Here is a 20196-nt window from a genome sequence, read left to right on the forward strand (position 1 = left end):
TGTGCGACTGACGATTTTCATTCTGCCGGATCGAACAGGGGACGGATGACATGAGCAAAGGGATCACCAACTGGACTCCGAGTGACGATGTGCTGGTCGAGGCGGCAATCCGGCGCGGCGCCTCGCGCCGGGATCTCCTGAAGATGATGCTCGCCAATGGCGTCGCGCTCGCTTCCGGCAGCACCATCCTCGGTCGCGCCGAGCGCGCATTCGCGGCCACGCCGAAGAAGGGCGGCTCGATCAAGGCGGCTGGCTGGTCCACCTCGACGGCCGACACGCTCGATCCGGCCAAGGCGTCTTTCTCGACCGACTATGTGCGCTGCTGCTCGTTCTACAATCGGCTCACCACGCTCGATAAGAGCGGCGCGGCGCAGATGGAGCTCGCCGAATCCGTCGAGTCCCAGGATGCGCAGACCTGGACCGTGAAGCTCAAGAAGGGCGTCACCTTCCACGACGGCAAGCCGCTGACGGCCGACGACGTCGTGTTCTCGCTGAAGCGGCATCTCGACAAGGCGACAGGCTCCAAGGTCGCCAAGATCGCGGCGCAGATGACCGGCTTCAAGGCGGTCGACAAGACCACCGTCGAGATCGCGCTGGCGAGCCCCAACGCCGACCTGCCGATGATCCTGGCGCTGCATCACTTCATGATCGTCGCTGACGGCACCACCGATTTCTCCAAGGGCAACGGCACCGGCGCTTTCGTCCGCGAGGCGTTCGAGCCGGGCGTCCGCTCCATCGGCGTACGCAACAAGAACTATTTCAAGGACGGCCCCTATCTCGATCAGATCGAGTTCATCGCGATCACGGAGGAGAATGCGCGCGTCAACGCGCTGCTCTCCGGCGACATCCAGCTCGCCGCCAGCATCAACCCGCGCTCGCTCCGGCTGATCGAGGGCAAGGAGGGGATCGCGCTGTCGAAATCGACGACCGGCAACTACACCGACCTCAACATCCGTCTCGACATGGCGCCGGGCAACAAGAAGGACTTCATCGACGGCATGAAGCACCTGGTGAACCGCGAGCAGATCGTCAAGTCGGTGCTGCGTGGCTTCGGCGTCGTCGGCAACGACCAGCCGGTCTCGCCGGCGAATTTCTTCCACAACCCCGACCTCAAGCCCAAGCCGTTCGATCCGGACAAGGCAAAATCGCTGTTCCAGAAGGCCGGCGTGCTCGGCACGTCGATCCCGGTCGTGACCTCGGAAGCGGCGAACTCGGCGATCGAGATGGCCATGGTGATCCAGGCCTCGGCGGCGGCGATCGGCCTGACGCTGGACGTGCAGCGCGTTCCCTCGGACGGCTATTGGGACAATTACTGGCTGAAGGCGCCGGTCCATTTCGGCAACATCAATCCGCGCCCGACGCCGGACATCCTGTTCTCGCTGCTCTATGCCTCCGAGGCGCCGTGGAACGAGAGCCGCTTCAAGTCCGAGAGGTTCGACAAGATGATGCTCGAGGCGCGCGGCCTGCTCGACCAGGCCAAGCGCAAGCAGATGTATGCCGAGATGCAGGCGATGATCGCGGAGGAGGCGGGCACCATCATTCCGGCGTACATCTCCAATATCGATGCCACCTCGTCGAGACTGAAGGGCTTGGAGCCCAGCCCGCTCGGCGGCATGATGGGATATGCCTTCGCCGAGTATGTCTGGCTCGATTCGTGAATGTTGTCTGAGTCGCGTGGCGCCGGTCACTCGGGGCGGCGCCGCGATGACCATGATCTGATCAGGCTCGCGGACCCAAAGTTTGAAACATCGGATCGCATCCCTCATCCTGGCCCGGCTGGCGATCGCGCTGGTCACCGCGATCATTGTCTCATTCGCCGTCTTCTTCGCCACCGCGATGCTGCCGGGCGACACCGCGACGATCTTGCTCGGCCAGGCCGCGACCCCCGAGGCGGTCGAGGGGCTGCGCAAGGCGATGCATCTCGATGATCCCGCCATTTTCCGTTTCCTGCGCTGGCTGCCCGGCGTCGTGCAGGGCGATCTCGGCGTGTCATATGCCAACAACATGCCAGTCGCGAAGCTGATCGGCGGGCGCCTCGTCAACACCCTCAAGCTCGCCGGCCTCACCGCGACCGTCGCGGTGCCGCTGGCGCTGACTCTCGGCATCACCGCGGCGATGCTGCGCAACACGCTGTATGATCGCTGTCTGACCATCGCCGTCATCGGCATCGTGTCGGTGCCGGAGTTCATGATCGCGACCCTCGCTGTGCTTGTGTTCGCTGTCTATCTTAATTGGCTGCCGGCGGTGTCCTTCATCAGCGAGATCCGCACCGCGTATGATTTCGCCCGCGCCTATGCGATGCCGGTCGTGACGCTAACCATCGTGATCTCGGCGCAGATGATCCGGATGAGCCGGGCGGCCGTGATCGAGACCTTGAACACGCCCTATGTCGAGATGGCGCTCTTGAAGGGCGCCTCGCGCAGCCGTCTGGTGCTCCGCCATGCGCTGCCCAATGCGCTCGGCCCGATCGTGAATGCGGTGGCCTTGTCATTGTCCTATCTCCTGGGTGGCGTCATCATCATCGAGACCGTCTTCAACTATCCCGGCATCGCCAAGCTGATGGTCGACGCGGTGTCGACCCGCGACCTGCCGCTGATCCAGAGCTGCGCCATCATCTTCTGCTTCGGCTTCCTGCTGCTGACCACCACGGCCGACATCATCGCCATCCTGTCCAATCCGAGGCTGCGATGACGAGCGCCGCGAAATCCGCCTCGCGAACCCCGCGCTTCGGTTACCGCATCAACGCTGTCGGGGTTGCCGGGGCGCTGATCGTGGCGTTCTGGATCGTCGTGGCGTTCGTCGCGCCCTCCATCATTCCGCATCCGATCGGCGACATCGTCGACACCGATTATTTCGGCCCCATGAGCCGCGAGCTGTGGCTGGGCTCCGACTATCTCGGACGCGACATGACCTCGCGCATCCTGATGGGCGCGCGCTATACGCTCGGCATTTCGGTGGCCTCCGTGATCATCGCCGGCGTGTCGGGCGTCACGCTCGGCATGATTGCGGCGATCACCGGCGGGGTCGTCGACATGGTGCTGAGCCGGCTGCTCGACGCGTTGAGCTCGATTCCGAGCAAGCTGTTCAGCCTCGTCGTCGTCGCCGCGGTCGGCTCGTCGATCCCGGTGCTGATCGTGACCATGGCGGTGATCTACATTCCCGGCGCCTACCGCTTCGCCCGCGCGCTCGCGGTCAACATCAACACCATGGATTTCGTCACGGTGGCTCGGATCCGCGGCGAGAGCCTGTTCTATTTGATCCGCGCCGAGATCCTGCCCAACATCATCGGCCCGGTGCTGGTCGATCTTGGCCTGCGCTTCGTGTTCATCGTGCTGCTGCTGTCCGGAATGTCCTTTCTCGGCCTGGGCGTGCGGCCGCCTTATGCCGATTGGGGCGCGCTGGTGCGCGAGAACATCGGCGGGCTGCCCTATGCCGCGCCGGCCGTGATCTTCCCGTCGCTGGCGATCGCAAGCCTCACCATCGCCGTCAATCTCCTGATCGACAATCTGCCGACCAAGATCCGCGACCGGGAGGCGTCGTAGATGACGAGCCTGGTGCAGATCCGCGATCTTCGCGTCGAGGCGACCACCGATTCCGGCCGCACTATCGAGATCATCAGGGGCGTCGATCTCGACATCGCCGAAGGCGAGATCGTCGCGCTGATCGGCGAGAGCGGCTCCGGCAAGACCACCATCGCGATGAGCCTGATGGGCTATGCGCGGGCCGGCTGCCAGATCGTCGGCGGCTCGGTCACGGTCGATGGCGTCGACATGGTGACACTCTCGGAGAAGGACAAGGCGGCCGTGCGCGGCGCCAAGATCGCCTATGTGCCGCAGAGCGCCGCCGCGGCGTTCAATCCGGCAATCCGCATCATGGATCAGGTCATCGAGGTCGTGCGCATCCACGGCGTGATGCCGGTGGAGGAGGCGCGCAGCAAGGCCGCGGCGCTGTTCCGTGCGCTGTCGCTGCCCAACCCCGACACGATCGGCGAGCGCTATCCGCACCAGGTGTCGGGCGGCCAGCTGCAGCGGCTCGCCGCGGCGATGGCGCTGATCGCGAGCCCGAAGGTGCTGATCTTCGACGAGCCGACCACGGCGCTCGACGTCACCACCCAGGTCGAGGTGCTGCGCGCGTTCAAGTCGGTGATCTCGGCGCATCGCATCGCCGGCATCTACGTGTCGCATGATCTCGCCGTCGTCGCCCAGATCGCCGACCGCATCGTCGTGCTGCGCAATGGCGAGGTGCAGGAGAGCGGGACGACCGCCGACATTCTCGAGCGCGCGCAGCACCCCTATACGCGCCAGCTGCTCGCCGCCATCGCGCCGCATCATGAACCGCGAGCGGAGGCGTCCGTGGCGGCCGAGGCATTGCTCGAAGTGCACGAGGTGTCGGTCGGCTACGGTCCGCTGCGCTCGGACGGCCTGCCCGCGATCGTGGCCGTCGAGAACGTCAGCCTGCGCGTCGCGCGCGGACGCAATCTCGGCATCATCGGCGAATCCGGCTGCGGCAAGTCGACGCTCGCCCGCGCCATCGCCGGCATCCTGCCGCCGTTTGCGGGCGGCGTCGTGTTCGACGGCCGCGAGCTCGGGCGCAGCGCGCGCAGCCGCGATGCGGACCAGCTCCGCCAGGTGCAGATCGTGTTCCAGCATGCCGACACGGCGCTGAACCCGGCGCATACGGTCGAGGACATTCTGGGGCGGCCGCTGACATTCTATCACGGCATGCCGCGCCAGCACCGCAGCGCCCGCATCGATCAGCTGCTCGACATGGTGAAGCTGCCCCGCAGCCTGCGGCTGCGCCGTCCGGGCGAGCTCTCGGGGGGACAGAAGCAGCGCGTCAACTTCGCCCGCGCGCTGGCCGCCGATCCCAAGCTCATCATCTGCGACGAGATCACCTCCGCGCTCGACACCGTCGTCGCCGCGGCGGTCATCGATCTGCTCAAGGAGCTGCAGCGCGAGCTCGATCTCGCTTATGTCTTCATCAGCCACGATCTGTCGGTGGTCGAGGCGATCTGCGACGATATCGTCGTGATGTATCGCGGCCGCAAGATCGAGCAAATCACGCCCGAGGCCATGGCGCGGCCGGAGCATCCCTACACGAAGCTCCTGCTGTCGTCGGTGCCGAAGCTCGATCCCGCCTGGCTCGACAATCTGCGCCAGGATCCCGAGCAGGTCCGCGAATACTGCCAGCGCTGACCGCGCGGCTACATCTGGAACAGGCTGGTCAGCGGCAGATAGGGCTTGACGATCGGCGACTTCAGCACGACGAAGCTGAAGTACTTCTCGATTCCGATGTCCATGTCGGTCAGCCGCTCCATGATGGTCTGGTACTCGCCGATCCCCGCGGTGACGAACTTCATCATGTAGTCGTAGCCGCCGGAGACGAGGTGGCACTCGATCAGCTGGTCGATCTTCTCGACCGCGGCGAGAAAGCGGGCGAAGTCGATCTGGCGGTGGTTCTTCAGGGTGACCTCGGTGAACACGGTCAATGTCTGGCCGAGCTTGGAGACGCAGATCTGCGCCGAGTAGCCCTCGATATAGCCTTCCGCCTGCAGCTTCTTCACCCGCATCAGGCAGGGGCTCGGTGACAGATTGACCAGCTCGGCCAGCTCCACATTGGTGACGCGGCCGTTCTTCTGCAGTTCATGCAGGATCTTGATGTCGATGCGATCGAGCTTCATGAAGCCGTGGTCCCGTGTGGCGCGAGGTCGGGTCCCCATTACAGCAGAAAATTCTGCGCTTGGCCCAACGAAATGTCCGTAAAGCAAGAATGGGGCCGTATCCGCCGGGATTATGCGATGCAAAACAATACGCCGGCGCTGCGCCGGCTGGCAGAATGATATGCCGTCCCGGCCGCGAATCCGGCGCCCGTGCGGCCTGATACCGCTCTAACCTGTCCAAGCCTACAGCCGGAGAGACCGCATGCCCGCACCGCTGGTGCACGTCGAGACATCGCCAACGCTGCCCGCGCGTGCAGATGCCGTGGTCATCGGCGGCGGCATCGTCGGCGTGTTCACGGCCTATTACCTCGCGCGGCGCGGGCTCGCGGTGGCGCTGATCGAGAAGGGCCGCATCGGCGCCGAGCAGTCCAGCCGCAATTGGGGCTGGTGCCGGCAGCAGAACCGCGATGCGCGCGAGCTGCCGATGGCGACGCTGAGCCTCGATCTGTGGGAGCGCTTCGCGGCCGAGAGCGGCGAGGCGACCGGCTTCTCGCGCTGCGGCCTGTTCTATCTCAGCAATGACGAGGCGGAGCTCGCCGGCTGGGCGCGCTGGGGCGAGTTCGCCAAAACCGCCGGCGTCACCACGCACATGCTCGATAGCCGTCAGGCCACGGAGCGCGGCGCTGCCACCGGGCGCAGCTGGAAGGGCGGCGTGTTCTCGCCGACCGACGGCACCGCCAGCCCCGCCGATGCCGCGCCCGCGGTGGCGCGCGCGATCCTGAAGCAGGGCGGCTCGGTGCACCAGATGTGCGCCGTGCGCGGCGTCGAGACCAGCGGCGGCCGGCTGTCGGCCGTGATCACCGAGCGCGGCACCATCCGCACGCCGGTCGCGGTGCTCGCCGCCGGCGCCTGGGCTTCGTCGTTCTGCCATCAGCTCGGTGTCGCACTGCCGATGGCCTCGATCCGCGCCTCGGCGCTCGCTCTGTCGCCGTCGGCGGAGCCGCTGCCCCCGGCGCTGCACACCGCCGCCGTCTCGATCACCCGGCGCGGCGACGGCGGCCATACGCTCGCGATCAGCGGCCGCGGCCGCGTCGATCCTACACTTCAGCAGCTGCGCTTCGCGTCGCACTTCCTGCCGATGTTCGCCAGGCGCTGGCGCAGCCTGCTGCCCGGCGGGCTCGAAGGCCTGCGCGCCGGCCACGAGACGGTCGGCCGCTGGCGGCTCGACGCGCCGACGCCGATGGAGCTGACCCGCATCCTCGATCCCCGGCCGGACCAGGCCACCATCCGCCTGACCCGGGCGCGCGCGGTCGAGCTGCTGCCGGCCTTGAAGCAGAGCCGCGTCACGGCGGCGTGGGCGAGCTACATCGATTCCACGCCCGACGGCGTGCCTGCGATCGACGAGCTCGCCGCGCTGCCCGGCCTGATCGTCGCCGCCGGCTTCAGTGGCCACGGCTTCGGCATCGGGCCAGGTGCGGGCCATCTCATCGCCGATCTCGTGACCTCCGCCAAACCGATCGTCGATCCCAGGCCCTACGCGCCCGCGCGTTTCGCCCGGCATGAGTCCAAGACGGTCGCAGACTTCTGAAGGTTGCGTCTCCGGGACGTTAAGCCCCCGACTGCGCCAGACCGTTCGGTTCGCCGAATTCACCGGTTCCGCTCTGCGGCCCTTCGGTCTGCGGCTGACTTCGTCCAGTCCGTTTGGGGCCTGCTCTTGGAAGGCGTTGCAGAACAATGATGCCTTTTCCCCCCAAACGAGTTCTCAACTTTCTGATTTTGTTGGTATTCGCTGACCTTGCCCCTGGGGCTTAATCCAGTTTGAAGTTCGTTCTGGCCCAACGAGGACCAGAGCATGAAGCGCAGCCGCTTTACGGAAGAGCAGATCATTGGGATTTTGAAGGAGCACGGGGCTGGCGTTCCGGTCGCCGATCTCTGCCGCAAGCATGGCGTGAGCGACGCCAGCATTTACAAGTGGAAGGCCAAGTTCGGCGGAATGGACGTCTCGGAGGCCAAGCGGCTGTGAAGACGCTGGAGGACGAGAATGGCGCTGGTGGCCGACACTTCACTCTCGGGCGCCCCGGTCGCCCGGGAGCTGGACCGGCCGGTCGCCGAGCGCGGCAAGCCCAAGATGGTGGTGAGCGACAACGGCAGCGAGCTCACGAGCAATGCCATCCTGACATGGACCGATCAGAGCCGTGTCGCCTGGCACTACATCGCGCCGGGCAAACCCATGCAGAACGCCTTCATCGAGAGCTTCAACGGTCGCCTGCGGATGAACAGCTGAACGAGACGCTGTTCACCTCGCTTGCTCAGGCCCGCGTCGCGCTCCGATGCTGGCGGACCGACTATAACGACGCTCGGCCGCACTCCCAGCTCGGATGGAAGACGCCATCCGAGTTCGCCGCCACCTGCAATCCGCGTCGGGATCTGGAGCTGCGCTATGCCGAGAGCTCCGCGCCAGCTCCCGCCGCTACGACCGCCCAGATGGGCACATCAAACCGCCCGAACGAACTCAGATCTGGATAAAACTTGGGTGCAAGGTCATGGGCCCTGAAAACATTCAGGCGCCGAAACCCTTCCAAGCTGAATAGGAGGGTTCGATTCCCTTCACCCGCTCCAGCGCCCTCCTGCCGAAAATCTGCTGCAGCGGTCCGGTCGGGGCGGCTGACTAGTCGCAATGAATCTGTTTGCCCATCCGCCGGCACGTCCTGCCATCACTGAAGTAGGTCGTGCTTCCGACCGTGTGCGACGACGTGCCATCGCTGTAGTAGGTGTGGTTGCCGATCTGCTGCGAGCTGCTGCCGTCGTTGTTGTAGGTGAAGCGCCCGATCTGCTGTGACGAGGAGCCGTCATTCCAGTAAGTGTTGTTGCCGATCCGCTGCCCCGACCTCCCGTCGTCGCACAGGATCTGGTTGCCGATGAGCTGGCAGGTCTCGGCCTGAGCTGCTGTCGCCGCCCACAGGCCGAACGCGATCGCGAGAGCGTGGCGCATGAGGTCGATTCCCTAAATTACAACATCCAATCGCAACCCACGCGCGAGCGCAACGGAAAACGATCCGTGATGATCTGTGCGGATCAACGTCCGGCGCCGCGCGTCCTGGTCTTGCCGGCGGGTCCTCCGACCCGGAACGCCCGCATCTGGCCGCTGAGAAAGCGCAGCAGATGGCTGGCGGCATGCGGCAGCTCGCGGCCGCGCCGGGTGATGACGCAGGCTTCGCTCGAGGCCAGCAGGCGGTTGTCCACCGGCACGGCGGCAAGGGAGCCGTCGGCAAGATCGGCGGCGATCGCGAAGGCCGGCAGCAGCGTCAGGCCGAGGCCGCTCCTGACGAAGTGGCGGAGCACGTTGATCGAGCTGGTGGTGAGCTTCGGCGACAGGGCGATGCGCTCGGCGGCCTCCGCCATTGCCACGACCTGACGCGTGCCGTAGCTCGGATGCATCAGTCCGAGGGGGTGATCGGCGAGCTCGCGCAAGCGCAAGGGACGGCCGAGCCGCGCGAGCGCATGATCCGGCGGCATGATCGCGCAGAGCGGCTGCCGGCTCGCGGTCGCGATCCGGATGCGCGGATCGGCTGATGGGTTGAACACCAGGCCGATGTGATGGCGGTCTTCGGCGACGGCATTGACGACCTCGTTGGTGCCGGCCAGATCGAACGCCATGGTGAGGTCGGGATGGCGTTGCCAGAACCGGCCGAGCGGGCCGGACATCAGGTCGCTGACGAAACCCTCGCCGAGCACGATGTCGACATGGCCGCGTTTGAGCCCCTGCAATTCGCGCAGCTTGGCGACGGTGTCGGCCTGGTCGGCCTGCCATTGCCGGAAGCGCTCGACCAGCAGCGCGCCGGCCGCGGTGGCGCGGATGCCGCGGCTGAGGCGCTCGAGCAAGGTGAGGCCCAGCTCCTTTTCCAGCAGCGCGATCTGCCGGCTGATCACCGACGCGTTGACGTCGAGCGCTTCGGCGGCGGCGCGCACCGAGCCGAGGCGGATCGCCTCGTGCAGATAGTGCAGGCGGTGGTGATCGAGCAGGGCGGACATGGCTTCGGAACGTGTTGACCTGAGGTCAACACTAGCGGCGGACGGCGCTGATGTCTGCTCCGGAATTGCGCGGCTACGCTGGCGAGGCAAATCTGGCAGGAGGCCTCGTGACCGCGGTCGGCATCATCGGACTTGGCAACATGGGGCGCGGTATGGCGCTGACGCTGAAGGGCGCGGGCTTCGCCGTCACCGGCTACGACACGCTAGCCGCGACGCGCGCGGCGCTCGCGGCCGAGGGCATCGCGATTGCCGACGGCATCGGCGGCGTGATCGCCGCCGCCGACATCGTGATCCTGTCGCTGCCGACCGCCGGCATCGTCGCCGATGTCGTGGAAGGCGCCGGCGGTATCCTCGCGCAGGCCAGGGCCGGCGTCGTCATCGTCGACACCTCGACCTCGCATCCCGAGACCTCGCGCCGGCTCGCAGCCCTTCTCAAGGCGCGCGGCATGGGCTTCGTCGATGCGCCGGTCAGCGGCGGGCCGAAGGGCGCGGCGACCGGCACCATGACGATGGTGATCGGCGCCGACGGCGATGATCTCGCGCGCGTGCTGCCGGTGCTGGAGCGCATGAGCGCCAAGCGCGTCCATGTCGGCGGCGTCGGCGCCGGCAACGTCGCCAAGATCGTCAACAATCTTCTCTGCGCCGCGCATCTGCTGACCGCCGCGGAGGCGCTGCGCATCGCCGATGCGGCGGGCGTCGACGCAGTGCGGCTGCTCGAAGGGCTCAATGCCGGCTCCGGCCGCTCCGGCGTCACGCTCGTCAACGTGCCCAACTGGATTCTCAACGGCGCCTTCGACTCCGGCTTCACCATGCAGCTGATGCGCAAGGACGTCAGGCTCGCGGCGCAGTTCATCGGCGAGCTCGGACTGTCGCTGCCGATGGCCGCCGACACCGCGCGCATCTGGGCGGACAGCGCCGCCAGCATCGCCGACACCGATGATTTCAACCGCATCGTCGAGCTGCAGCTCGGTCCGATGCCGAAGCCGTGAGCGTGCCGCCATGACCCATTTCATCGATCCCCGCCTGCGCGCCGCCACGCTGCCGTTCTGGCCTGACTTGGAGGCCGTTGGTTCCCATGTCGGCGGTGACCTGATCGTCGGCGATGGCGCGACGGTCTCGGTGAATGATCCCGCCACCGGCAGATTGCTGTTCACCTATGCCGATGCCGGTGCCGACGTGGCGGCCAAGGCGGCTGCTGCTGCGGGGGCGGGGCAGGCGGAATGGGTGAAGCTGACCGCCGCGGGCCGCGGCCGCGTGATGCAGGCGGTGGCGCGGGCGATCCTCGCCGCGGCCGAGCCGCTGGCGCATCTGGAAGCGCTGTCCGCCGGCAAGCCGATCCGCGACACCAGGGGCGAGGTCGCCAAGGTCGCGGAGATGTTCGAGTACTATGCCGGCTGGGCCGACAAATTCCACGGCGACGTCATCCCGGTGCCCTCAAGCCATCTCAACTACACGCGTCGCGAGCCGATGGGCGTGGTGCTGCAGATCACGCCGTGGAATGCGCCGATCTTCACCGCGGGCTGGCAGATCGCGCCAGCGATCAGCATGGGCAACGCCGTGCTGCTCAAGCCCTCGGAGCTGACGCCGCTGACCTCGCTGGCGCTGGCAGGCATCGCCGAACGCGCGGGCTTGCCGAAGGGCGTCGTCAACGTGCTCGCCGGTTTCGGCCACACCACGGGGCAGGCGGCGCTGGTGCAGCCCGCGGTCAGGAAGGTGGTGTTCGTCGGCTCGGTACCGACCGGGCGGCTGATCGGCGAGGCTGCGGCGCGCAGGCTGTTGCCGTCGGTGCTCGAGCTCGGCGGCAAGTCCGCCAACATCGTGTTTGCCGATGCCGATCTCGAACGCGCCGCCGTCGGCGCGCAGGCCGCGATCTTCGGCGGCGCCGGACAGAGCTGCGTCGCCGGCTCCAGGCTGCTGGTGCAGAGCGCGGTCTATGACCGCTTCGTCGATCTGGTTGCAAAAGGTGCAGTGAAGATCAAATGCGGCGATCCGCTGTCGGCGGACACCGAGATCGGTCCGATCAACAACGCCAGGCAATATGATCACGTGCTGTCGTTGATCCGGGAAGGCGCGGCGGAGGGGGCGGAGATCGCCGCTGGCGCAAATGGCGTGGCGCAGGACGGCGGATATTTCGTCAAGCCGACCGTGCTCAAGAACGTCACCAACGCCATGGGTATCGCGCGCAAGGAGGTGTTTGGTCCGGTCGTCGCCGCGATCCGCTTCGACACCGAGGCGGAGGCGATCGCGATCGCCAATGACAGCGAGTTCGGCCTCGCGGGCGCGGTGTGGACCAGGGATGTCGTGCGCGCGCATCGCGTCGCAGCACAGGTCAAGGCCGGGACGTTCTGGATCAACGCCTACAAGACCATCAACGTCGCCTCGCCGTTCGGCGGCTACAACAACAGCGGCCATGGCCGCTCCTCCGGCATCGAGGCGCTGTACGAATACACGCAGGTGAAGAGCGTGTGGGTCGAGACCGCGGCCGAGCCGGCCGTGGCGTTCGGCTACGCGCCGGGCTTGCGCGACTGAGCGGGCATGGCATGATCGGTGCAAGAGCTGCGCGCCACGGAACGACCACTTAGTTCCGAAATAAGGAACGGAAACATGCCGCGCTTCGTCAACGTCGCCATTGGTCAGCTCGGCCCGATTGCCAAGAGCGAAACACGGACCGCGGTGGTTGCGCGACTGATGGCGTTGATGCGGCAGGCGCACGCCAATGGCTGCGACCTGATCGTTTATCCCGAGCTCGCGCTGACGACGTTCTTCCCGCGCTGGTACATGGCCGATCAGGCCGAGATCGACCTCTATTTCGAGCGCGAAATGCCGGGGCCGGAAACGCAGGCCCTGTTCGCGCTCGCGAAGGAGCTGCGCATCGGCTTCTGCCTGGGCTATGCCGAATTGGCGCTCGAGGACGGCATCGTGCACCGCTACAACACCGCCATTCTCGTCGACAAGACCGGCGCGATCGTCTCGAAATACCGCAAGGTGCATCTGCCGGGACATGCCGAGCACGAGCCGTGGCGCAAGTTCCAGCACCTGGAAAAGCGCTATTTCGAGCCCGGCAAGCGCTTCGGCGTCGCGAGCGCCTTCGGTGGCGTCATCGGCATGGCGATCTGCAACGACCGCCGCTGGCCGGAGACCTATCGCGTGATGGGGCTGCAGGGCGTCGAGATGGTGCTGATCGGCTACAACACGCCGGTGCACAATCCGCCCGCGCCGGAGCATGACGATCTCTCGCTGTTCCACAACCGCCTCGTGATGCAGTCCGGTGCCTATCAGAACGGCACCTGGGTCATCGGCGTCGCCAAGGGAGGCATCGAGGAGGGCATCGACCACATCGCCGGCAGCTGCATCATCGCACCCTCCGGCGAGATCGTCGCGGCCTGTGCCACCAAGGGCGATGAGATCGCGCTGGCGCGCTGTGACCTCGATTTGTGCAGATCCTACAAGCAGACGGTCTTCAACTTCGACGCCCATCGCCAGCCGCAAGCTTACGGCATGATCGTCGAGCGCAAGGGCGAGACGCTGATGGCCGACGGCTCGCCCGTCAGAAAGCAGGCGTGACGCACGATGTTGCTGCACGGCACTTTCCGTAGCCCGCATGAGCGAAAGCAACATGCGGGTTCGCATGAACTGTGCGGGAGAACCCGGGGGCGCTGCGCTCGCCCGGGCTACGCAAAAGCTTGCGCTCCGTGCCTCATTTGCGTTCAAATAAATGCACTCCACGCGCATGGCATGGGCCTTGCTTATAATTTCGGCAATTGAACTTGGCATGTTGCATCAGGAGAGAACATGGATCGCAGGACGGTATTGAAGGGATTGGCGGGCGCGGGTGGTCTGGCGCTGACGGGGATTGCGGCACCGGCGATCGCACAAGGCGCTGCCGCACGCACCTTGCGTTTTGTGCCACAGGCCAATCTCGCCAATTTCGATCCGATCTGGGGCACGCAATATGTCGTGCGCAACGCGGCCGCGATGGTGTGGGACACGCTGTACGGCATCGACGACCAGTTCGTGCCGCAGCGCCAGATGGTGGAATCCGAGCAGGTGTCCGACGACGGCCTGACCTGGACCTTCAAGCTGCGCCCGGGACTGAAATTCCATGACGGCGAGCCGGTGCTCGCCAAGGACGTCGTCGCCAGCCTCACGCGCTGGTCGGCGCGCGATCCGATGGGCCTGATGCTGAAGGCGCTGCAGAACGAACTGACGGCCGTCGACGACAAGACCTTCAAATGGGTGTTGAAGCAGCCCTATCCGAAGATGCTGTTCGCGCTCGGCAAGGGCAATGCGCCCTGCGCCTTCATCATGCCCGAGCGCATTGCGCAGACCGACCCGTTCAAGCAGATGTCGGAATATGTCGGCTCTGGCCCGTTCAAATTCGTCAAGGGCGAGTGGGTGCCGGGCGCCAAGGCCGTGTTCGAGAAGTTCACCGACTACGTGCCGCGCCAGGAGAAGCCGGTGTGGCTCGCCGGCGGCAAGCAGGTGCTGGTCGATCGCGTCGAATGGGTGATCATGCCGGATCCTGCGACCGCGGCTGCCGCGCTGCAGAATGGTGAGGTCGACTGGTGGGAGAACCCGATCACCGATCTCGTGCCGGTGCTGAAGGGCAACAAGAACATCGGCGTCGACATCGGCGATCCCCTCGGCAATGTCGGCTCGTTCCGCATGAACCACCTGCATGCGCCGTTCAACAACGTGAAGGCGCGCCAGGCGATCCTCATGGCGATGAGCCAGGAAGATTATATGCGCGCGCTGGTCGGCGACGACAACGCGCTGTGGAAGCCGCTGCCCGGCTTCTTCACGCCGGACACGCCGCTCTATACCGAGGCGGGCGGCGACATCCTCAAAGGCAAACGCGATTTCGCGGCGGCCAAGAAGCTGCTTGAGGAGGCCGGCTATAAGGGTGAGCCGATCACCTGCGTCGTCGCGCAGGACCAGCCGATCACCAAGGCATTCGGCGACGTTACCGCCGATCTCCTCAAGAAGCTCGGCATGACCGTCGACTTCGTCGCCACCGATTGGGGCACCGTCGGCGCCCGCCGCGCGCAGAAGACGCCGCCTTCGCAAGGCGGCTGGCACATGTTCCACACCTGGCACGCAGGTGCCGACTGCATCAACCCGGCCGCCTACACCGCGCTGCGGGCCAATGGTGACAAGGCTTGGTTCGGCTGGCCGACCAGCGAGCCGGTGGAGAAGGAGATCACCAACTGGTTCAACGCCAAGTCGCTCGACGAGGAGAAGGCGGTCGCCGGCCGCATCAACAAGGCGGCCATCGACGACGTGGTGTTCGCACCCACCGGGTTCTTCCTCGGCTATACCGCTTGGCGCAAGAACGTCTCGGGCGTGACCAAAGGGCCGATCCCCTTGTTCTGGGGCGTGTCGAAGACCGCATAGGGCGAAAGACCTCCCATGCTCACCTATGCGCTCCGCCGAGTCCTGTCGACGCTGCCGGTGATGGCGATCGTCGCGCTGTTCGTCTTCAGCCTGCTCTACATCGCGCCGGGTGATCCGGCCGTTGTGATCGCAGGCGACCAGGCGAGCCCGGCCGACGTCGAGCGTATCAGAGCCAATCTCGGACTGGACCAGCCATTCCTGGTCCAGTTCGGCAGCTGGGTTTGGCGCCTGCTGCACTTCGATCTGGGCACCTCGATCTTCACCAACCTGCCGGTGTCGGCATTGATTGCCCAGCGTATCGAGCCGACGCTGTCGCTGATGATGGTCACCCTGGTCCTCACGATCATCATCGCCGTGCCGCTCGGTGTCATCGCGGCCTGGAAGGCGGGCACCTGGATCGATCGGATCATCATGGCCTTCGCCGTGTTCGGTTTCTCGGTCCCGGTGTTCGTGGTCGGCTACATCCTGGCCTACGTCTTCGCGCTGAAGTTCGATTGGCTTCCGGTGCAGGGCTACACGCCGCTGGCCCAAGGGTTCTGGCCGTGGCTGCAGAACCTGATCCTGCCGGCGGTCGCGCTCGGCTGCGTCTACATCGCGCTGATCGCGCGCATCACCCGCGCCGCGATGCTCGAGGTGCTGCAGCAGGATTACATCCGCACCGCGCGCGCCAAGGGCCTGGGGCAGGGCGGCATCCTGTTCATTCATGCGCTGAAGAATGCCGCGGTGCCGATCGTCACCGTCGTCGGCATCGGCATCGCGCTCCTGATCGGCGGCGCCGTCGTCACCGAGAGCGTGTTCGCCATTCCGGGCCTTGGCCGGCTCACCATCGATGCCATCCTGCGCCGTGACTATCCGGTCATCCAGGGCATCGTGCTCTTGTTCAGCTTCGTCTACGTGCTCGTCAATCTCCTGATCGACGTCACCTACACCCTGGTCGACCCGAGGATCCGCTATTGACCGCCACGACCTCCATATCGCCGCCGCCAGGCCTCGTCCTCGCGCCTGTTCTGCCCGACCTGATGGTCGCGCCGAAGATCCGGCGCGGCGCCATCGGCTTCCTGCGCAACCATCCGACGGTTGCGATCGGCGGCGCGCTCCTGCTGCTGCTCGTCATCATCGGCGTGTTCGCGCCATTCCTCTTCACCGTCGATCCCACCGCGATCGCGCCGGCCAAGCGCACGCGGCTGCCGTCGGCGGATTTCTGGTTCGGCACCGATGCGCTCGGCCGCGACATTTATTCCCGCGTGCTCTATGGCACCCGCGTCTCGCTGACGGTCGGCCTCGCGGTGGCGCTCGGCGCCTCCCTGATCGGCCTCACCATCGGTCTTGTCGCCGGCTTCCTGCGCTGGGCCGATGGCGTCCTGATGCGCTGCATGGACGGGCTGATGTCGATACCGCCGATCCTGCTCGCGGTGGCGCTGATGGCGCTGACGCGTGGCAGCGTCGGCAACGTCATCCTCGCCATCACCATTGCCGAGATCCCGCGCGTGGCGCGGCTGGTGCGCGGTGTCGTCCTGAGCTTGCGAGAGCAGCCCTATGTCGATGGCGCGGTCGCCTCGGGCACGCGCACGCCGATGGTGATCCTGCGCCACATCCTGCCCAACACCATGGCGCCGATGCTGGTGCAGGCGACCTACATCTGCGCCAGCGCGATGATCACCGAGGCGATCCTGTCCTTCATCGGCGCCGGCACGCCGCCGACCATCCCGTCCTGGGGCAACATCATGGCCGAAGGCCGCGCGCTGTGGCAGGTCAAGCCCTTCATCGTGTTCTTCCCCGCCGCGTTCCTCTCGGTGACCGTGCTCGCCGTCAACCTTGTCGGCGACGGCCTCCGCGACGCGCTCGACCCGCGCATGGCGAAGAGCCCATGAGCAGCGCAGTCAGAGATCGCCGGGAGCTCAAATGATGCCGCTGCTCGAGGTCGAGAATCTCCAGGTCCATTTCCGCACACCGACCGGCATCAACCGTGCCGTCGATGGCGTCTCCTTCCACGTCAACCCCGGCGAGACGCTCGCCATCGTCGGCGAATCCGGCTGCGGCAAGTCGGTGACGTCAATGTCGATGATGCGGCTGATCCCGGAGCCGCCGGGCAAGATCGCGGGCTCGATCAAGCTCGAGGGCAGGGACATTCTTAAGCTCTCCGACCGCGAGATGCGTCAGCTCCGCGGCAACGACATCTCGATGATCTTCCAGGAGCCGATGACGAGCCTCAACCCGGTGCTGACGGTCGGCCGCCAGATCGGCGAGACCCTGCGGTTGCATCAGGGGCTCGATCAGGCGCAGGCCGAGGCGCGCGCGGTGGAGATGTTGACGCTGGTCGGCATCCCTGAGCCGGCACGCCGCGTGCGCGAATATCCGCACCAGCTCTCCGGCGGTATGCGCCAGCGCGTGATGATCGCGATGGCGCTGGCCTGCAACCCGAAGCTCCTGATCGCGGACGAGCCGACCACCGCGCTCGACGTCACCATCCAGGCGCAGATCCTCAAGCTGATGCTGGAGCTGAAGCAGCGCGTCGGCGCCGCGATCATCCTGATTACCCACGATCTCGGCGTCGTGGCCGAGGTCGCCGAGCGCGTGATGGTGATGTATGCCGGCCGCAAGGTCGAGGAAGCGCCGGTCAGGGAGCTGTTCCGCTCGCCGCGCCATCCCTATACGCAGGGCCTGCTCGGCGCGCTGCCCAAGCTCGGCTCGTCGCTGTCGGGCGAGACCAGGCGTCTCGCGGAAATTCCCGGCCAGGTGCCGGACCTCAAGCAGCGCATCGAGGGCTGCGTGTTCGCCGGCCGCTGCGCGCTTGCCACCGACGTCTGCCGCCAATATGCGCCGGGGCTGGAGCAGAAGGCCAAGCATCACATCGCCGCCTGCCATTTCGCTGCCAAGGAGCAGGCCGCCGCATGACCATGCCGCTGCTCCAGATCAACGACCTCAAGAAGCATTTCCCGATCCGCAGCGGCCTGTTTGGGCGAGCCAAGAGCCGGGTGCACGCCGTCGACGGCGTGTCGTTCGAGATCGCGCGCGGCGAGACGTTGTCGCTGGTCGGCGAATCCGGCTGCGGCAAGTCCACCGTCGGCCGCGCCATCCTGCGCCTGTTCGACATCACGGCCGGCCAGATCGTGCTCGACGGCACGCGGATCGACGATCTCGGCCCGGGCAGCCTGCGCGACATGCGCCGCCGCGTCCAGGTCGTGTTCCAGGACCCGTTCTCGAGCCTCAATCCGCGGATGCGGATCCGCGACATCCTGGCCGAGCCGATCAACAATTTCGGCCTCGCCAAGACTGCGGCCGAGCGCGATGCGCGCATTGCCGAGCTGATGGAGATCGTCCGGCTGCCGCGCGACGCCGTGAACCGCCGTCCGCACGAATTCTCCGGCGGCCAGCGCCAGCGCATCGGCATTGCGCGGGCGCTCGCCGCCAAGCCCGACCTGATCGTCTGCGACGAGGCGGTCTCCGCGCTCGACGTCTCCGTCAAGGCGCAGATCGTCAACCTCCTGCAGGACCTGCAGCGCGAATTCGGCCTCGCGCTGCTGTTCATCAGCCACGACCTCGCCATCGTCGAGCACATGACGCACCGCGTCGCCGTGATGTATCTCGGCCGCATCGTCGAGCTCGCCCCCAGACGGCAGATCTTTGCGTCTCCCGGCCATCCCTACACCAGGGCGCTTCTCTCAGCCGTCCCAATTCCCGAACCCGGCGCCGAGCGCACCCCGATCATTCTCAAGGGCGACGTTCCCAGCCCCGTCAACCCGCCCAAGGGCTGCCGCTTCAACACCCGCTGCCCGCTCGCATTCGAACGCTGCCGAATGGAGGCGCCCGAGCTGCGTCTGAAGGGCGAGGACCAGTGGGTGGCGTGCCATCTGGAGAATGCGTAGTTGTAGTAGCGTAGGGTGGGCAAAGGCGCTACGCGGCGAAAGCCGCGAAGCGACCTGCCCACTGCGCCCGGTGCGAATGACAGCTTGACGCACGAGACCGCCGCGCCAATCCTCATTGCGAGCGCAGCTCGCAATGAGGGAGGAGAGATGGTGCGTTTCTCGCGCGGATATGGGCGCAGCGCGTAGCCCGCATGAGCGACAGCCGGCGCGCGGGACGCGCGTCGGCGCCAGCGACATGCGGGGTCTTACGTGCCGTGTCGGCGAACCCGGATGTCGCTGCGCTCGTCCGGGCTAGGTGGCGACCGAACGAAACTTCGACGGCACGCGGCATCGCTGCGCCGCGCGTCGTCGCTGCAGATCATGTCTTGAGGAATGGTACCGCAGCCGCGCGCGGTTGCGACCAGACGTCGGCTCACTGGGTACGGCTCTCGCCCGCTTCAGACTGCAAGCGACCGATTTAATTTCGTCCAACAGAACGTCGCAAAGCGCGATCTGCGACAGCAGGGCGGCCTCTGTCGATTGGTGCGACGTCGGCCGATCGAGGTGCAGCTTTGCTGTGCGGATTCTGCTGAGCGATTTCAATACCGAATGATTGGACAGGTCGCCGCCTCGAATATCGGTCATTTTGCCTGCACCACCACTACACGAGATCTGTCGCATCAGGACCAATTTGGTTCAAAGCAATCGGTATGCCGCGAAGGGGGCCGCGAACGGACAGCGCGACCTTGCGGGTCCCTCCGGCGTCTGCAAAGCAGCGCCCACGGACATCAATCGGCGGTTTACAGTTGGTTCCGAAATTGAAACTTGGCACGTTGAGTTGACGCTTTGCCTGCCTGATTGGCAACTTATCGCTCTTGGTCGAGCGATTGGCGACCTGCTGATGACCTATTGCAGCCGTGCCAGACTGGAAGACGCTCGCTGTGCCCGGCGAGGGGATGACCTGGTGCACCGCCACTGAACTGGTAATGCCTACAAGATAACTAAGAGAATGCAACGTGACCGTCTTGATCAGCATGATTGGACTCACTTCATCTCGCCTCATATCGACAGGCGTGTGGACGTTGCCAGGTTCGCGTTGTGACAAGGGCATAAGTTCATCGCTTCGGTGACCTGCTTCGCAAGATCGAGAATCTCAAGCGCCGAGCGTCGCCGGTTAGGTGTGTTGGTGTTCCGAACATTATCGTCTCCCCAAAATGCCGCGGGTCTCGGCTCGCTCGGTCACGTTCAACCCTGTCTGTCGCTGCG

At 65.9% G+C, this 20196-nt stretch carries 21 protein-coding genes; 16 read left to right on the forward strand and 5 right to left on the reverse strand.

The features are described 5' to 3' along the window. The first annotated feature begins 50 nt into the window (after positions 1–50). The 4 genes from QX048_RS27300 to QX048_RS27315 all read left to right on the forward strand — a co-directional run bounded on the left by QX048_RS27300 (position 51) and on the right by QX048_RS27315 (position 5195). Positions 51–1658 carry an ABC transporter substrate-binding protein gene (locus QX048_RS27300; RefSeq protein WP_315827310.1) on the forward strand — a complete coding sequence of 536 codons (1608 nt, stop codon included), beginning with the start codon at positions 51–53 and terminating at the stop codon, positions 1656–1658. An 82-nt stretch (positions 1659–1740) separates the two neighbouring features. Beyond that, a complete protein-coding gene (locus tag QX048_RS27305; RefSeq protein ID WP_315827311.1) occupies positions 1741–2691 on the forward strand; it encodes an ABC transporter permease in 951 nt (316 codons plus the stop codon). Beyond that, positions 2688–3542: an ABC transporter permease gene (locus tag QX048_RS27310; protein ID WP_315714614.1), complete on the forward strand. Its 855-nt coding sequence runs from the start codon at positions 2688–2690 to the stop codon at positions 3540–3542. Before QX048_RS27305 ends, QX048_RS27310 begins: the two co-directional genes overlap by 4 nt. Continuing rightward, complete coding sequence (locus QX048_RS27315; protein WP_315827312.1) at positions 3543–5195, forward strand: ABC transporter ATP-binding protein; 1653 nt, start codon at positions 3543–3545, stop codon at positions 5193–5195. Between the two features lie 8 nt (positions 5196–5203). On the opposite strand, the gene QX048_RS27320 is transcribed toward QX048_RS27315, so the two are convergent. After that, positions 5204–5680 carry an Lrp/AsnC family transcriptional regulator gene (locus tag QX048_RS27320; protein WP_008962239.1) on the reverse strand — a complete coding sequence of 159 codons (477 nt, stop codon included), beginning with the start codon at positions 5678–5680 and terminating at the stop codon, positions 5204–5206. Positions 5681–5921: 241 nt separating this feature from the next. Here QX048_RS27320 and QX048_RS27325 point away from each other — a divergent pair, with 241 nt between their 5' ends. The 4 genes from QX048_RS27325 (at position 5922) to QX048_RS35305 (ending at position 8185) form a co-directional block, all read left to right on the forward strand. Further along, positions 5922–7247 (forward strand): FAD-binding oxidoreductase, encoded by a 1326-nt coding sequence (locus QX048_RS27325; RefSeq protein WP_315714612.1) that lies wholly within the window; start codon positions 5922–5924, stop codon positions 7245–7247. Between the two features lie 264 nt (positions 7248–7511). After that, entirely contained in the window at positions 7512–7682 is a 171-nt protein-coding gene (locus tag QX048_RS35295) for a transposase (protein ID WP_410052183.1), read from the forward strand. 18 nt (positions 7683–7700) lie between these two features. Then, positions 7701–7943 (forward strand): integrase core domain-containing protein, encoded by a 243-nt coding sequence (locus QX048_RS35300; RefSeq protein ID WP_409999258.1) that lies wholly within the window; start codon positions 7701–7703, stop codon positions 7941–7943. Then, positions 7838–8185: an integrase core domain-containing protein gene (locus QX048_RS35305; protein WP_409999259.1), complete on the forward strand. Its 348-nt coding sequence runs from the start codon at positions 7838–7840 to the stop codon at positions 8183–8185. The genes QX048_RS35300 and QX048_RS35305 overlap by 106 nt, the downstream gene beginning before the upstream one ends. Positions 8186–8327: 142 nt before the next feature. Here QX048_RS35305 and QX048_RS27335 read toward each other — a convergent pair whose 3' ends face one another. Together QX048_RS27335 and QX048_RS27340 are read right to left on the reverse strand one after the other, a co-directional pair. Beyond that, positions 8328–8651, reverse strand: coding sequence for a hypothetical protein (locus QX048_RS27335; RefSeq protein WP_315827313.1), 324 nt, complete (start codon positions 8649–8651; stop codon positions 8328–8330). Between the two features lie 83 nt (positions 8652–8734). Beyond that, positions 8735–9691 (reverse strand): LysR family transcriptional regulator, encoded by a 957-nt coding sequence (locus tag QX048_RS27340; protein ID WP_315827314.1) that lies wholly within the window; start codon positions 9689–9691, stop codon positions 8735–8737. 107 nt (positions 9692–9798) lie between these two features. Here QX048_RS27340 and QX048_RS27345 point away from each other — a divergent pair, with 107 nt between their 5' ends. From QX048_RS27345 to QX048_RS27380, 8 genes are all read left to right on the forward strand, one after another. Continuing rightward, the gene (locus QX048_RS27345; RefSeq protein ID WP_315827465.1) at positions 9799–10680 is read left to right on the forward strand and encodes an NAD(P)-dependent oxidoreductase; all 882 of its coding nucleotides are present in this window, start codon (positions 9799–9801) and stop codon (positions 10678–10680) included. Positions 10681–10690: 10 nt separating this feature from the next. Beyond that, positions 10691–12220 carry an aldehyde dehydrogenase family protein gene (locus tag QX048_RS27350; protein WP_315827315.1) on the forward strand — a complete coding sequence of 510 codons (1530 nt, stop codon included), beginning with the start codon at positions 10691–10693 and terminating at the stop codon, positions 12218–12220. 75 nt (positions 12221–12295) lie between these two features. After that, entirely contained in the window at positions 12296–13255 is a 960-nt protein-coding gene (locus QX048_RS27355; protein ID WP_315827316.1) for an N-carbamoyl-D-amino-acid hydrolase, read from the forward strand. A gap of 228 nt (positions 13256–13483) precedes the next feature. Continuing rightward, positions 13484–15085 carry an ABC transporter substrate-binding protein gene (locus QX048_RS27360; RefSeq protein WP_315827317.1) on the forward strand — a complete coding sequence of 534 codons (1602 nt, stop codon included), beginning with the start codon at positions 13484–13486 and terminating at the stop codon, positions 15083–15085. Positions 15086–15100: 15 nt separating this feature from the next. Then, positions 15101–16042: an ABC transporter permease gene (locus QX048_RS27365; RefSeq protein ID WP_315714604.1), complete on the forward strand. Its 942-nt coding sequence runs from the start codon at positions 15101–15103 to the stop codon at positions 16040–16042. Then, positions 16039–16956: an ABC transporter permease gene (locus QX048_RS27370; RefSeq protein WP_315714603.1), complete on the forward strand. Its 918-nt coding sequence runs from the start codon at positions 16039–16041 to the stop codon at positions 16954–16956. The genes QX048_RS27365 and QX048_RS27370 overlap by 4 nt, the downstream gene beginning before the upstream one ends. Positions 16957–16990: 34 nt before the next feature. Further along, the gene (locus QX048_RS27375; RefSeq protein ID WP_315714968.1) at positions 16991–17980 is read left to right on the forward strand and encodes an ABC transporter ATP-binding protein; all 990 of its coding nucleotides are present in this window, start codon (positions 16991–16993) and stop codon (positions 17978–17980) included. Beyond that, positions 17977–18951, forward strand: a complete 975-nt coding sequence (locus QX048_RS27380) for an oligopeptide/dipeptide ABC transporter ATP-binding protein (protein ID WP_316200776.1) — start codon at positions 17977–17979, stop codon at positions 18949–18951. The genes QX048_RS27375 and QX048_RS27380 overlap by 4 nt, the downstream gene beginning before the upstream one ends. 291 nt (positions 18952–19242) lie before the next feature. Here QX048_RS27380 and QX048_RS27385 read toward each other — a convergent pair whose 3' ends face one another. Both QX048_RS27385 and QX048_RS27390 read right to left on the reverse strand, forming a co-directional pair. After that, positions 19243–19575, reverse strand: a complete 333-nt coding sequence (locus QX048_RS27385; RefSeq protein WP_315714601.1) for a hypothetical protein — start codon at positions 19573–19575, stop codon at positions 19243–19245. Between the two features lie 16 nt (positions 19576–19591). Next, positions 19592–19966 carry a hypothetical protein gene (locus QX048_RS27390; protein ID WP_315714600.1) on the reverse strand — a complete coding sequence of 125 codons (375 nt, stop codon included), beginning with the start codon at positions 19964–19966 and terminating at the stop codon, positions 19592–19594. Positions 19967–20196 lie beyond the last annotated feature (230 nt).

The sequence above is a fragment of the Bradyrhizobium sp. SZCCHNS30572 genome (assembly GCF_032484415.1).
Classification (GTDB): Bacteria; Pseudomonadota; Alphaproteobacteria; order Rhizobiales; family Xanthobacteraceae; genus Bradyrhizobium.